The following is a 13,665-nucleotide window of genomic DNA, read 5'->3' as shown; positions in this document are numbered from 1 at the left end:
CAGTGACTGACGATAATCTCGCGGCATGGTGGAAAGTGTCGCGGAACACACCGTGGCCGCACGACTGACCTGGCCGGAGGCCGGGGCGCGCGCGGCTGCGGGCGCGATGCTTGCCGTGCCGGTGGGAGCTACCGAACAGCACGGACCGCATCTGCCGCTGTCCACCGACACCGATATCGCGGTGGCGTTGTGCGTGCGGCTGGCCGAGTTGCGGTCGGATGTGCTCATCGCACCGGCGATCCCGTATGGCGCCAGCGGTGAGCACGCGGGTTTCGCGGGCACGCTGTCCATCGGACAGGCCGCGCTGGAGTTGCTGATCGTCGAGTTGTGCCGTTCGGCCACAGATACTTTCGACCGCATAGTGCTCGTCAACGGGCACGGCGGCAATCTGGAGCCCCTGCGCAAAGCGGAGGCGTTGCTGCGTGCCGAATCCCGGGACGTGCGGGTGTTCATGCCGCGCTATCCGGGTGATCCGCATGCGGGCCGCGCCGAGACCTCGATGCAATTGGCGCTGCGCCCGGATGCGGTGCGGACCGAACTCGCCGTCGCAGGTGATACGAGGCCGCTCGCCGAGCTCTTGCCGCTGCTGCGCACCGGGGGTGTGCGCGCGGTGAGCGCCAACGGTGTGCTCGGCGACCCAACGGGCGCCAATGCCGACGAAGGCACTGCACTGCTCACCCAACTGACCACTGACCTGCATGAACAGATCCGGCTGTGGTGGCCGGTGGCTTCCCCGAAAGGATCCCTCACGTGAACCCCTGGTTCGAGACCGTTGCCGAGGCGCAGCGGCGGGCAAAGAAACGACTGCCGAAGTCGGTGTACGGCGCACTGATCGCCGGATCCGAGCGCGGACAGACCATCGACGAAAATCAGCAGGCCTTCACCGAACTCGGCTTCGCACCGCACTGCGCGGGCCCGATCGGCGATCGTGACCAGTCGACAACCGTACTGGGACAGCAGCTCTCGATGCCGGTGCTGATCTCACCGACCGGCGTGCAGGCGGTGCACCCGGACGGCGAAGTGGCCGTGGCCCGCGCGGCGGCGGCACGCGGGATCGCGATGGGGCTCAGTTCCTTCGCGAGCAAGCCCATCGAGGAGGTCATCGCGGCGAATCCGGCGACATTCTTCCAGCTGTACTGGTGCGGTTCGAAAGATGAGATCCTGCAGCGGATGTCGCGCGCCAAGGCGGCGGGCGCGGTCGGTCTGATCCTCACCCTGGACTGGTCCTTCTCACACGGGCGCGACTGGGGCAGCCCGGTGATCCCGGAGAAACTGGATTTCAAGACCATGCTGACATTCGCGCCGCAGACCCTGGCGCGGCCGCGCTGGCTCGCGACTTATGTTCGCTCCGGCCGTATTCCGGATCTCACCGCACCGAATATGGCCGTCGGCGGCGGTCCGGCGCCCGGCTTCTTCGGTGCCTACGGAGAGTGGATGGGCACTCCCGCACCGGATTGGGCGGATGTGGCGTGGATCTGCGAACAGTGGGACGGGCCGGTCATGCTCAAGGGCGTGATGCGCGTCGATGATGCCTTGCGCGCGGTCGATGCCGGTGTCGCGGCCATCTCGGTGTCCAATCACGGCGGGAACAATCTGGACGGTACGCCTGCCGCGATTCGGGCATTGCCGGTGGTGGCCGACGCGGTCGGATCACAGATCGAGGTGGTGCTCGACGGCGGCATCCGCCGCGGTAGTGATGTGGTGAAGGCGGTCGCGCTGGGAGCTCGCGCGGTCATGATCGGGCGGGCCTACCTGTGGGGCCTCGCCGCGAACGGGCAGGCCGGTGTCGAGAATGTGCTCGACATTCTGCGTGGCGGTATCGATTCGGCGCTGCTGGGACTGCGCAAGACCAGCATCGGCGATCTCGATCGGGGCGATCTGGTGGTGCCGGACGGGTTCGAGCGGGCATTGGGAGTGCCGGACCCGGCCGTGCGGTCGGCTTGACCCGGCGGATTATTCGGGAGCCGCGGCTCTTCGATGATGGGCGAGCAGCGTGTCGTAGATATCGGCGAGGGCGGCCAATTGCTGGCGGTCGAGTACGTCGACCATATGTTTGCGCACGCTCTGCACATGTGCGGGCGCGGCGGTGGCCAGCACGTCGGCGCCGCGCGGGGTGAGCCGCGCGGCGGTGCGGCGGGCGTCGTCCGGAATCGGTTCCCTGGCGACCAGCGCGCGCTTCTCCATGCGGGTGATCTGATGGGACAGCCTGCTCTGCGACCATTCGAGTTTGGCGGCGAGGTCGGCGAAGGTGAGTCGATGATCCGGTGCGTCGGCCAGGTAGGCCAGCACCGAGTATTCGACGTAGGTGAGGTTCGACTCGCGGGATGAGTCGCGCCCGACCGCGGCGGCGATGAGGTCCCTGGTGCGCACATATCCCACCCATGCGCGCATTTCGATGTCATCGAGCCAATGGGGATCGGTCACGAGAGCGCTCCAAACTCTGACATGTCATTGAATTGTCCCGCCGCATGATGTCGCGGCGACAACTGCCAGATCTGAGAGGTAGCACTGCTGGGGTTGAACGTGCAACCTTTTGGCAGGATGCACCGAGTGAGGGTTGCCTAAGCACGGTCGGCCTCCTATTGCTGGATACGCTCCTTGTGCTCGTGACCAGCCTGCCGAATGCCCTTCCAGGGCCCCGGCGGTGCGTCAGCCCTTGGACCGAATAAGGAGTGCGTCCGTGACCGCGCCGGATTTCCGCTATTCAGATCTGCTGCCGATCGGCGCCGACGACACCCCCTACCGGTTGATCACCACCGAGGGCGTCAGCACCTTCGAACACAATGGCCGTACCTTCCTGCAGGTCGAACCCGAGGCGTTGCGCCTGCTCACCGCCGAGGCGATGCACGACATCAGCCATTACCTGCGGCCCGCACATCTTTCGCAGCTGCGCCGGATCATCGATGATCCCGAGGCCAGCGGTAATGATCGCTTCGTCGCGCTGGACCTGCTCAAGAACGTCAATATTTCCGCGGGCGGCATCCTGCCGATGTGTCAGGACACCGGCACCGCCATCGTGATGGGCAAGAAGTCCGAGGGTGTGCTCACCGGTGTGGACGATGCCGAATGGATCAGCCGCGGCGTATTCGACGCCTACACCAAGTTGAATCTGCGCTACTCGCAACTCGCGCCCATCACCATGTGGGAGGAGAAGAACACCGGCACCAATCTGCCCGCGCAGATCGAGTTGTACTCCACGGCGGGCGATCCCGCGCATCCGTCCTACAAGTTCCTGTTCATGGCCAAGGGCGGTGGTTCGGCGAACAAGTCGTTCCTGTACCAGGAGACCAAGGCCGTGCTGAATCCCACGCGCATGCTGGAGTTCCTGGACGAGAAGATCCGCTCGCTCGGCACCGCCGCCTGCCCGCCGTACCACCTCGCGGTGGTAATCGGTGGCACCAGTGCGGAATTCGCGTTGAAAACGGCCAAATACGCTTCGGCGCACTATTTGGACACCCTGCCGACCGAGGGTTCCCTCGCGGCACACGCTTTCCGTGATCTGGAGCTCGAGGAAGAGGTCTTCAAGCTCACCCAGTCCTTCGGTATCGGCGCGCAATTCGGCGGTAAGTACTTCTGCCACGACGTGCGCGTGGTGCGCCTGCCCCGGCACGGCGCCAGCTGCCCGGTCGCCATCGCGGTGTCCTGCTCGGCCGACCGGCAGGCGCTGGCCAAGATCACACCGGAGGGTGTGTTCCTGGAACAGCTCGAGCTCGAGCCCGCGCACTACCTGCCCGAGCAGACCGACTCCATCCTCGGCGGCGATGTGGTCGAGGTCGACCTGAACCGGCCGATGTCGGAGATTCGCGCCGAATTGTCGAAATACCCGGTGAAGACCAGGCTTTCGCTGACCGGTCCGCTGGTCGTCGCCCGCGACATCGCACACGCAAAGATCAAGGAGCGCCTCGACGCGGGCGAGCCGATGCCGGAATATCTGCGCGAGATGGCCGTGTACTACGCCGGCCCGGCGAAGACGCCCGAGGGCTACGCCTCCGGTTCGTTCGGCCCGACCACCGCGGGCCGGATGGACTCCTACGTCGATCAGTTCCAGGCTGCGGGCGGGTCGTTCGTCATGCTGGCCAAGGGCAATCGCTCGGCCCAGGTGACCAAGGCGTGCAAGGAACACGGCGGTTTCTACCTCGGTTCCATCGGCGGTCCCGCGGCGCGACTGGCACTGGATTGCATCAAATCCGTCGAGGTACTGGAGTATCCGGAGCTGGGCATGGAGGCGGTCTGGAAGATCGAGGTCGAAGATTTTCCGGCATTCATCGTGGTGGACGACAAGGGCAACGACTTCTTCGCGGAAACGCAGAAGCCGATTGCGTTGCGGGTGCGCACCCGCTCGAAGGAACGCGTCTGATCGGGCCGCTGGCGACTGCTTGCAGGTCGCTCGAAACGGGCCGCTAGCGACTGCTTGCAGGTCGCCCGAGACGGTCGGCCATCAGGGCACATGTCCGGACACCGGATTGTCACCCCGTTCGCCGGGGTAACAATCCCGCCGAGCGATGCACTCTTGATTAGGGGTACATCGCTGCACCGGTGTCGATGGAGGTCGAGGAGGGCAATGAGTACGTCGTTTCGTATCTCGGAATCCGCCAGCCGTCGGTTGGCCGAACGCGCCGCTCGTGAGGGAACCAGTTCCACCGCACTACTCAACCGCCTGATCCGGGAGGGTTTCGATCAACTCGACCATCCCGGAATCGTTTTCCGCGGCCCCATCTCCGACCGCCGCGCGGCATTGGCCGCGGGGCCGGAGGTGTGGGAAGTCGTTGCGCGCCTACAGGAACTGGACGGTCCGGAGGAACGCCGTATCGCTGTCCTGAGCCAGCAATCGGATCTGCACTCCCGCAGAATCAAGATCGCCATCGCCTACGCGCGGGCGCACGGCCAGGAGATCATCGAGCGCATCGACCGCAATCGTGAAGCGGCCGAAGCGATCCGCGGGTCGGACTCCGTGCGCCCCTGACTCATAGCCTTTCGGCATTATAGCGGGTGGCTATCGCACTCGACTAGGGTGCGGTAGCCGCCCGTTCTGCGTCTGTGGGGCGCTCGTGTCGCAGCGGAAAGGCTTGCGATGCAATAGGGTTGCCTCGCATGTGGGCGATCGTGGGGCGCTGGGTTGCCGATCGGGACGGCGGCTTCGGGGTCGTGACGACCGAGTCGTGCGAGGCGTTCGTGGTACGCGATGCGGTGATCGAGTCCGATGTGCCACTGCATACCGGGGATCGCGTGTGGGTCGAATTCGTCGACGGTGGGGATTCCGGCGAGGTCGTGAAACTCGTGAAGGCGCGGTAGTTTCCGGTTTCTCGGGGGTTGCTGGGGATTGTTGATCGTGATCCACAACACTGGAATAGATTGTGGACAGGGGGATTTCCGCTGCGACAAATCGGGCGTGGCACAGGATGTTTCGGACATTGGTGATTTATTGTGCTGTGAGTATGTGGAAAGCTATGTGAATGACGTCCGTTCGGACAGCATCGTGTCCTCGCGTTCGCCGGTGTGTTGCTAGCGGTGATCGAGGTGCGGTGTGAGCCGTCGGGAGAGTGGATGGGGGGTCCGGGGCCGCGGGGCCGTTACTATCGCTGACATGTCGCTGACGCTTCGTGCCCGGACTCTGCTAGGCGTATCCGCCGCACTGTTGCCGGTGATGGGCGCGGCCGGGCTGTCCATGCCCGCCGCCACGGCCGCGCCGATCGTGCAGGTGGCCGGCACTGCCAGCGGGACCGAGGAGCTGGAACCGGGCCTCGCCGCGGCGTACGCCCAGGCCGAGAACCAGGCGCGTGCCGAAGGGGTGGGACTGTACATAAACTCCGGCTACCGCACGCCCGCCGAGCAGCAGGCGCTCTGGGACGACGGGGTGCGGACCTACGGCAGTCCCGAGGAGGCGCGGCGGTGGGTGCTGCCGCCCAACGAGTCGACCCATGTGCAGGGCCGGGCGATCGATGTGGGGCCGCAGGGCGGGGCGCAGTGGCTCGAGGCCAATGGGAATCGCTGGGGCCTGTGCCGGATCTATCAGAACGAATGGTGGCATTTCGAACTCGCCACCGCCCCGGGCGGAGCCTGCCCGGCGTTGCGCGCGGACGCGAGCGAGGGCGGTACCGCCCCGGCTCCGACGTCGCCGATCCAGCCCGTCCTCCCGGGATTGCCGTCCATCCCGCTCCCGCCGTGGTCGAGCGGCTCCTTCGGGCAGTAGTCAGCCGACCGGTACGGGCACCGCGACCTCTGCGTTTCCCTCGGCTGCCCGATCAGCACCGCCGTGCTGATCGTGCTCAACGCGCAGACTGCGACGATATAGCAGGTCGCCGCGGTCGAGCCCGCGGTCCACAGTGCGGTTGCGATGAGCGGGGCGAGGCCGCCGCCGAGGACGACCGAGATCTCGATCACCCCGACGAACATGGTGCTCACACCCATCAGAAACAGCGAGACCACGAGGGTGGTCTTGCGACGATCCGATCACCGAAGTGGCTGAAGAGCAGACCGCCGATCGGTCGTGCGCCGAAGCCGACCGCGAAAGTGCTGAACGACGCCGGCGTTGCGGCGGCGGGGCTCAGCCGACCGGCGCCGGGATGCCCGGCATATTGTCCAGCGCCAGCCCGCCTTCGATCGAGTTCGGGACGCGGCGGCGGTTGGGGGAGCCTAGCGCGGTGGTGAGATCGGTCCCATCGTGTTCGGCGAGCAGATCGCCGCTGTCCCACACCAGCAGCGTTGCGCTGACGGTGTTCTCGGCGGCCGAATGCGCGAGATCGTAATGCGCGCAGCCGGGGACGTGCGGGTAGGTGATCCACAGGTCGTAGCCGGTCATGAACAGGTCGAGGTCGAATTGCACACTCAGGCCGAGCAATTCGCTGCGGCCGTTGTCGTCGACACCGGCAAACGCCTCGTCCAGCGCGAGCAGTCGCGGCGCCTGTGGATCGGCCGAGTCGAGCATGACGTGCGCGGCGGCGAACAGCGGCAGATGCAGCGAGACCGACTGTTCACCGCCGGAGAGCGCACTGTGCCTGGCCACCGTCAGCTTGTCCTCGCTGCCGTCGGCGGAGATGAGGGTGAAGGAGAACACCCGCCAGGTCCGGTAGTCCAGTGTCGCACCCAGGATTTCAGGGTAGGAACGCTCCGGATGCGCGGCACGCGCGGCCCGGATCTCGGCGGCGAAGTGCGCGCGGATGGCCGCCAGATCATCGGCGACGAGCGAGGAGGCGTCGCGATCCAACAGCTTGCACATGGCCCGGGCCGCATCCGAGAGTGAATCGGACAGCACCCAGTGCACGCCGATGGTATTGCCCGAGGACATGCGGCGCTGCTTCATTTCCGCACCCATGCGGGCGATGAGATCGCGTGCATCGCTGGTGCGCTCATAAATCTGCTGAGCCAGGCCGGTGAGCAGTGCGTCCTCGAGGATCCGGCGTTCGGCGTCGGTGAGCAGCAATTCCTGGTCGCGGCGGGCGGCGTCGATGCGGGTGGCGAAATCCGCGAGGGCCGACAACCCGTTGTCGTCCTGTACCTGGACGACTGTCAGGCCGTCCGCGGCATCCCATTGCAGCCGGTAGTCGCGGCCGGAAGCGGCCAGCGCGGCATCGAATTCCTGGAGTGCGGAGGTCACCGCACTGCGCGTGGATTTGCGGGCCGCCTCGCCCGCCCGCACGGAAGACGTTGCGGCAGTCAAATCGACGAAGAGTTCGGCTACCTCATCCGGCAGCACCTGGGGTTCGACCTGCGGCCCGGCCGCCGAAATGCGGTAGAGCAGTTGTTCGGGCGTCGACCAGGCGGCATCGCTGCTCGGCCAGCGGTTGTCGGCCGGTGCGCCGAGCAGGGTGAGCAGATCCGGCTGGGCGTAGGGCGCAAGGGCTTTCACATCGGCGAGGACCTCGGTGAGCGCGGTACCGAGCGACTCGTGCGCGGTGCGGTAGGCGGCCTCCGCGTCACCGATCGCCTCGATCGCCTCATTTGCGGCCTTGCGTGCGGCCTTCTGCTCGGCCCGAGTCGCCTCGATCTTCGCGCGCGCCTGTTCGAGTTCGCGATCGATATCGGCGGCGCCCGCGCCGAGTGCCTCGCGCAGGGTTTCGAGTTTGCGCAGCTGCTCCTGGTAGCCCGCATTGGCGGCCTCGGCCTCTTCGGCGAAGGCCTCGGCCAGATCGCGGGCCTCGTCGAAGCGGTCCGAACCCTCGCGTTCGCGTTCGCGCTCCCGTTCGTGGTCGGCACGCAAGCGCAACAGGCCCGTTCCGGTGTTCTCGAAGTGCCGGATGGCGGCGGCGAGGGCATCGATCTCGCGGGCATCGCGCGGTGTGCGGTGCGCCTGGGCGACCGAGCGCAGCTTCTTCTCGACGGCCGACGCCTCAGCGACCGCTTGGTCGAGGTCGTGTTCAGCCTGTGCGACGGCCTCGGAGCGCGAGCGCATCATGCCGGCGGCTTCCGAAACCGAGCGCAGGGCGGCGGTGACGGCTGAGGGACGCGGTAGTGCCTTGGCGGCGGCGGAGATTCGCGCTAGTTCGGCGCTCGCTGCCGACTCGGCGGCCTGTGCCTGCCGCTGTGTCTCCTCGGTGGACTCGATTGCGGCGGCCAACTCGGCGAGCCGGATTTCCCGGCGCTTCGCGCGGGCGGTCGCGCCGATGAATTCGGCATCAGGTTTGTGGTGGCGGCCCACCTGAATGCCCTGGCGGAAACCGCCGGTGGTGCTCACGCCGACTTCGGTGCCGAGGTCGGAGTCCTTGTCGTACAGGGCGATGGAGGCCAGGACGCCTGCGATGACCTGTTTCGGCACCGTGAGATCGGCCGAATCATCCTCCACGACAAGGACATCGGCCAGCGTGCGCCCGGACGGCCGCGCCGAGGTAGGCAATGGAACCAGGAACTGGTCGGAGGTGTACTCCGGCCGTTCGGATTCCGCGCAGACCCAGCCCTCGAGCAAGTCCGCGGCGTGCAGAGCGGCCTCGATGCCTGCGGCCTGCGCTGGTGTCACGGATTCAGCGAAACGGACCAGTCGCCACAGGGGCGCACCCGGACGGCCTTGCGCATTCCGCGCACGAGCGGCCGAAACCGGCGGGGCCTCGTCACGCTGGGCCGCGACCTCCTCGCGTTCGGCATCGAGCTCGACCAGCCGGTCACCGGCCAGCGCGGCGGTGGCGCGTGCTTCCTGACGGCGCGTTCGGATGTCGTCGAGCAGCGGTTCGGCGCGTTCGGCCAAAACCTCGGCCACACCGGCCGCCTCATCGGAGCCGGCCGCGGTCAGTGCGGTGTCGAGCGCTTCGAACAGGCCTTTCTGAATGGGGGAGTACACCTCTCGATGCGCATCCCACCAGGTGCGCAGTGCACCGGCGGCTTGAGTGCGCGCCAGCACAACGGCCGCCTCGGCGGCCGAGACCTCGGCGGCGGCCGATTCGCGCAGCGCCCGAGCCCGTTCGGCCAGCTGTTCGGCCCGATTCCGTTCGGCCGTAGCGGAATCCATCAGACCGAGCGCCTTGCGCACCGCGCGCACGTCGGCGTCGCGTTCTTCGGCATGTCCACGAACCGCGGCGGTCAGCTGATCGCCACGGGCCTGGTCGGCCGATCCGGCCCAGGTAATGCCCGCCTCTTCGGCGGCGGCACGCAATTCGTCCTCGCCGCGGGCCAGCGCGGCGGCCGCATTCTGTACCGCCGCCTTGGCGCGTTCGGCCTCCTGACCGCGCTGATCGAGGGTCTGCCTGGCCTTGAGCGCCTTATCCTTGTGCACACCCGCCGAGGTCTCCAGGCGGCGCACCGCGTCCGCGAGATCGTCGAGTTGCTGTTTGCCCTCGTAGGCGCTGGAGCGCTGCAGGGTTTCCCGGTCGGAGAGTGCCTGTTCGTAGGCGCGGTCGGCATCGTCGGCGCGCGCCTCGGCGGCGGTGCGTTCGCCCTCGCGACGTTCGCGCAGTGCGGTGGCAGCGAATAGTGCGGTGCTGGCGTGGGTCACCGCATCGAGTCGGGTCCGTACCTGATCGACATCGGTCTTCGCCTGTACCGCAAGGTATTTACGGTACACATCGACGAACGACCTGGTGGCGGTATCGGCGTGGACCAGCCCCTCCAGGGTGCGCCCGACCTCCTCCATATCGCTGAACGAACGCGCCGCGTCCAGGATCAGCTGCTCGTCGAGCGGGCGCAGACCATCGGTGAGTGCCTGCGAAAGTCCGCGCGGATCAAGGTTTTTCGCGAGCTGGGGACGGCGCAGCGTGAGGATGAGATTGATCAGCTGGTCATAGCGCTGGGTGCCGAGACCGAACATGCGTGCGTCGATCGCATTGCGATACTCGACCGGTCGATCGACAATGGCGTCGGTGCCGATCTGCTCGGCCAACTGCTTGCGGGTCAGCGGCCGATCGTCGGGCCCGATGAGCGAAAAGTCGACGCCGGCACGGCCGTCGGCGACAAAGTACCAGCGGGTCACCTTGTCGGAGGACCGGGTGGCGCGCATACCGATGCCGATGGTGACCACCTCGGGGTCGTCCCATTTACCGCGCGCGAACTCCATCCACACATACGAATACGCGGATTCCTGCTTGCGGTACAACAGGTTCGACTTCATGGTGCGTTCTTCACCCGCGAACGGATTGAGCCTGCGCGGTTCGATCCGGCCGTCGAGCACGAATGGGAACAGCACCTCGAGCGCCTTGGTCTTACCGGAACCGTTGGGTCCTCGCAATACCAGCCTGCCGTCGGCGAAGCAGTATTCCTGGTCGCGGTAATCCCACAGGTTGATGATGCCGGCGCGGGTCGGGACGAACCGCACTCCGCCATGGATGAGCGACATGGTTTAAATCCCTTCCGTACCAACGCTGTCGGCCCCGATCGTGTCCGAGGCGGTGACGAACAATTCGGCGGCCCGCTTGGTGCGGACGGTGACGACCGCACCGCGGTAGCGAGCCAGTGCGGGCAGAATTATCAGACCGTCCTCGACCACCTGGACCAGCCGCAGTCGCTCGAGCAGGGCGGTGACCTCTCTGGCCAGCCCGGGCACATCCGCCTGCCACTGCGCGGCGAAGGTGATACCGTAGCGGTCGGTCAGCGCCTGCACGGTCTCGCCGACCCAGCTCGCTTCGACGAACGGGTACGTCGCGCGCACATACGCCATCGCCTCCGCATCGGGATCCGAAACCTCTTCCACCACTTCGGGATCGGTCGATGGGAGATCGGCGAGCGGCACGAATACGGTGGACTCGGGGATGGCGCCGTCGAGCTGCTCGGCAAGGGCGACGGCGGGATCGGGTGCGCCGGGACGCACCGGTACCGGATTGTCGATATCCAGGACACGGTCGGCGATCTCACCGACCAGCAGCAGCGCCACCTGCGCCAATGTGCCGGTGCCCGGAAAACGGACATCGGAGAGACGCCCGGAGACATCTATCAATGCGACGCCCTCCGCGCGGCGTTCGGCCCGCAGCCCCGTGAACTGTTCGACATCGGCGACCACCCGATCCTGCAGCAACAGCGGTCGTTCGTCGTACGCCAGATCCTCGGCGTACACCACCGGACGCTCCACGAGACTGCGCCGCACCCGCCGCGCCGCGTCGGCGGCCTGCGCATTCGCGGTCGGACCGTGCGCGAGCGCATCCTCGGTCAACAGACCACGGACACTGTGCAGATGCTGCAGCGCGCGCGGCGGTCGGAACAGCGCGAAAACCACCGGCCGGTCGATGTCGTAGAGAGCCTCACCCGCCTCCGGATCGGCGGCCCAGCCACCCGCATCGCCATCGGCCAGCGTGAGCGCACCCCGATGCGCGAGCCAGCCGACGGCATCGACGAAGGCATCGCGATCGGCGGCGCGGTCGGGTGACAGTTCGAGGCCGTCGACCCGGCCGGTAAAGGCGGCGACCTGATCGGCCAACTCCGACAATGTGATCTGATCGCCGGCGCGGCCGAGCGCTGCCAGCGCCAAGGCCAGATAGGCGTAGCGGCGGCGGTCGAAGACGCGTTCGGTGACGGAGCGGGCCGGTTTGCCCGAATCGAGTCGATCGATGACCGGGAAGACCCGGGCCGTCGTTTCGGTGACCTCGAGCCGGTAGCCGAACAATTCGGCCAGATCCTCGCGGAGTTCGGTGGCCCAGCGCCGGATCAGCGGCAGTGCGATCCGGTCCGGATAGGTCCGGGTGACCAGGTGGTTGGCCAGGATTACGCGGGCGGCGCGCTGATAGTTGTCGAGTGCGAGCGAATCGATGCGGCGGGCGTTGATCATGCGCGCCTCCCGCGGGTCGACTGCTTCACCTCGAGGCGGCGGTTGTTCAAATGCAATAGCCCGCGTGCGGTGCGGATCACCGTCGAACCCGGATGTTCGGAGACGGTCAGGGTGACACCGCTATCCGAGCCGGTGGTGCCCTCGACGCGGCCGCTCACAGGGACCCAGGCGGTGGACGCGGCGTCGAGCAGGCGCAGCAGCACCTCGGTCTCCCGTTCGTCGAGGACGCGTTCGTGCACCGAGGCGGCGGCCAGGGATTTGGCGGCCTCGGCGCGGGCGCGCTGCGCGTCGAGCTGTGCCTCGCGGAGTCGGCGAATTCCCGCATCATTGCGTTGAATTCGGGCGGGGGCCCCGGCCTGCGGCGGCCTGCCCGTTTCGGCGAGGGTGCGCGAGATCTCCAATGGCGGTGCCTCCCACCAGGAGCGGATTGCCGGAATCAGGTCCGCATCCGGATGTTCCAGCGAAATGTGGCGTGGCCTGCCGAGACCGAAGACGGCATCGAAAAGTGCATGCGCGCTGTCGGCGGTCGGTGCGGCGGTGAACCAGCCCGCGAGGTGCCGCAGCGCCGATTCGCGACTCACCCCGCCCTTACGTGAATCGGTGACCCGCCGCAGCAACGACAGCACGGCGGCAATGGCGCTCATGGTCGCCTCCCGCAGCCGATCCGCCTCGGTGGCCGACGATTCGCCGGGAACATCGGAGGCCGTCGCGACGAACCAGGTCCGCAGCCCCTGCCAGCGCGCCCGCCAATCCGCTTGCCGCTCGGCCGAACTCAGCAGCACCCGTTCGTCACAGCGCGCCGCCCGCTCGATGAGTTCCTCGACGCCGGTCTGCTCGATCTCACCGATTGCGGCGGCCAGGCGCGGCGCGAAACGTGCCAGATCCATGCTGAATTCGCGCATATGCGCGAGCAGCGCGTCCTTGTGCGCCAGGAACGACTCCGGGGTGATCTCGGTGGTGCGGACCATATCGCCGAGTGAGAGGTAGAAGTGCGCGGCCCGCGCCGCCATATCCGAGAGTGCGGCATCCAGGCGGCGCAGCGTCCGGTACACCCGCTCCGCGTCGCCGGCCTTGTTCGCCTCGGCGAGGGTATTGAGATCCGTGAGCAGTTCGGGCAGCACCAGTCGCGACAGCGCCGCCTCGTCCAGCCGCGCCTCGAGCACACCCGCGACCGCCCGATATGCCTTGAATCCGGCCTGGGTCAGCTGATAGACGTAGTGCCGATTCCGATATTCCGCGAGCGTCGCGGCTCGCGTGCCGTCATAGCTGCGCTCGACCACACCCCACTGATGCAGCTGATCCAACAGCGGTCCGATCTCCGCGCCGGTCAGCTGCGGTGCATCGGGTGCACTGCGTTCGATCCAGGTCGCGACATCGTCGGCGTGCAGCAACACCACATACGCCGCCCGCGCATTGTCGAACGCCCGCAGCACCCACAGATACTCCGCCCGCTTCTCGGCCGTGGCGAATGAGAACAGCCGCAACCG

General features: G+C 67.0%; 10 protein-coding genes and 1 pseudogene. 6 read left to right on the top strand and 5 right to left on the bottom strand.

The genetic code is table 11. The features are described 5' to 3' along the window. Positions 1-25 precede the first annotated feature (25 nt). Together mftE and mftD are read left to right on the top strand one after the other, a co-directional pair. Entirely contained in the window at positions 26-754 is a 729-nt protein-coding gene (mftE, locus tag ACQPYR_RS25180; protein WP_433621417.1) for a mycofactocin biosynthesis peptidyl-dipeptidase MftE, read from the top strand. Then, positions 751-1,944 (top strand): pre-mycofactocin synthase MftD, encoded by a 1,194-nt coding sequence (gene mftD / locus ACQPYR_RS25175; protein ID WP_433621416.1) that lies wholly within the window; start codon positions 751-753, stop codon positions 1,942-1,944. The genes mftE and mftD overlap by 4 nt, the downstream gene beginning before the upstream one ends. Positions 1,945-1,953: 9 nt before the next feature. On the opposite strand, the gene ACQPYR_RS25170 is transcribed toward mftD, so the two are convergent. After that, positions 1,954-2,424, bottom strand: a complete 471-nt coding sequence (locus tag ACQPYR_RS25170; protein WP_433621415.1) for a MarR family winged helix-turn-helix transcriptional regulator — start codon at positions 2,422-2,424, stop codon at positions 1,954-1,956. 256 nt (positions 2,425-2,680) lie between these two features. Between ACQPYR_RS25170 and ACQPYR_RS25165 the strand changes: the two genes are divergently transcribed. From ACQPYR_RS25165 to ACQPYR_RS25150, 4 genes are all read left to right on the top strand, one after another. Continuing rightward, positions 2,681-4,357 carry a fumarate hydratase gene (locus ACQPYR_RS25165; RefSeq protein ID WP_433621414.1) on the top strand — a complete coding sequence of 559 codons (1,677 nt, stop codon included), beginning with the start codon at positions 2,681-2,683 and terminating at the stop codon, positions 4,355-4,357. A 204-nt stretch (positions 4,358-4,561) separates the two neighbouring features. Next, complete coding sequence (locus ACQPYR_RS25160) at positions 4,562-4,963, top strand: hypothetical protein (protein WP_433621413.1); 402 nt, start codon at positions 4,562-4,564, stop codon at positions 4,961-4,963. Positions 4,964-5,091: 128 nt separating this feature from the next. Continuing rightward, on the top strand, positions 5,092-5,292 hold the full coding sequence (locus ACQPYR_RS25155; protein WP_433621412.1) for a hypothetical protein: 201 nt from the start codon (positions 5,092-5,094) through the stop codon (positions 5,290-5,292). Positions 5,293-5,584: 292 nt separating this feature from the next. Further along, positions 5,585-6,190 carry a M15 family metallopeptidase gene (locus ACQPYR_RS25150; RefSeq protein WP_433621411.1) on the top strand — a complete coding sequence of 202 codons (606 nt, stop codon included), beginning with the start codon at positions 5,585-5,587 and terminating at the stop codon, positions 6,188-6,190. A gap of 185 nt (positions 6,191-6,375) precedes the next feature. On the opposite strand, the pseudogene ACQPYR_RS25145 reads toward ACQPYR_RS25150, so the two are convergent. The 4 genes and pseudogenes from ACQPYR_RS25145 to ACQPYR_RS25130 all read right to left on the bottom strand — a co-directional run. After that, a pseudogene (locus ACQPYR_RS25145) lies at positions 6,376-6,548 on the bottom strand (MFS transporter); the annotation flags it as partial. Next, positions 6,545-10,756 (bottom strand): TIGR02680 family protein, encoded by a 4,212-nt coding sequence (locus tag ACQPYR_RS25140; RefSeq protein ID WP_433621410.1) that lies wholly within the window; start codon positions 10,754-10,756, stop codon positions 6,545-6,547. The gene ACQPYR_RS25140 and the pseudogene ACQPYR_RS25145, both read right to left, overlap by 4 nt. A 3-nt stretch (positions 10,757-10,759) precedes the next feature. Next, positions 10,760-12,175, bottom strand: coding sequence for a TIGR02678 family protein (locus ACQPYR_RS25135; protein WP_433635239.1), 1,416 nt, complete (start codon positions 12,173-12,175; stop codon positions 10,760-10,762). Next, positions 12,175-13,662: a TIGR02677 family protein gene (locus tag ACQPYR_RS25130; protein ID WP_433635238.1), complete on the bottom strand. Its 1,488-nt coding sequence runs from the start codon at positions 13,660-13,662 to the stop codon at positions 12,175-12,177. The genes ACQPYR_RS25135 and ACQPYR_RS25130 overlap by 1 nt, the downstream gene beginning before the upstream one ends. Positions 13,663-13,665: the final 3 nt, after the last annotated feature.

Source organism: Nocardia sp. CA-120079, assembly GCF_050955745.1.
Lineage (GTDB): Bacteria > Actinomycetota > Actinomycetes > Mycobacteriales > Mycobacteriaceae > Nocardia.
The sequence above is the reverse complement of the archived record's forward strand: the minus strand, read 5'-3'. Positions and strand labels throughout refer to the sequence as shown.

What these genes read in the sequence shown, in the direction of transcription:
- ACQPYR_RS25150 (WP_433621411.1), top strand. Translation starts at nt 5,585, where the DNA reads ATGTCGCTGACGCTTCGTGCCCGGACTCTGCTAGGCGTATCCGCCGCA.
- ACQPYR_RS25140 (WP_433621410.1), bottom strand. Translation starts at nt 10,756, where the DNA reads ATGTCGCTCATCCATGGCGGAGTGCGGTTCGTCCCGACCCGCGCCGGC.
- mftE (WP_433621417.1), top strand. Translation starts at nt 26, where the DNA reads ATGGTGGAAAGTGTCGCGGAACACACCGTGGCCGCACGACTGACCTGG.
- ACQPYR_RS25155 (WP_433621412.1), top strand. Translation starts at nt 5,092, where the DNA reads ATGTGGGCGATCGTGGGGCGCTGGGTTGCCGATCGGGACGGCGGCTTC.
- ACQPYR_RS25160 (WP_433621413.1), top strand. Translation starts at nt 4,562, where the DNA reads ATGAGTACGTCGTTTCGTATCTCGGAATCCGCCAGCCGTCGGTTGGCC.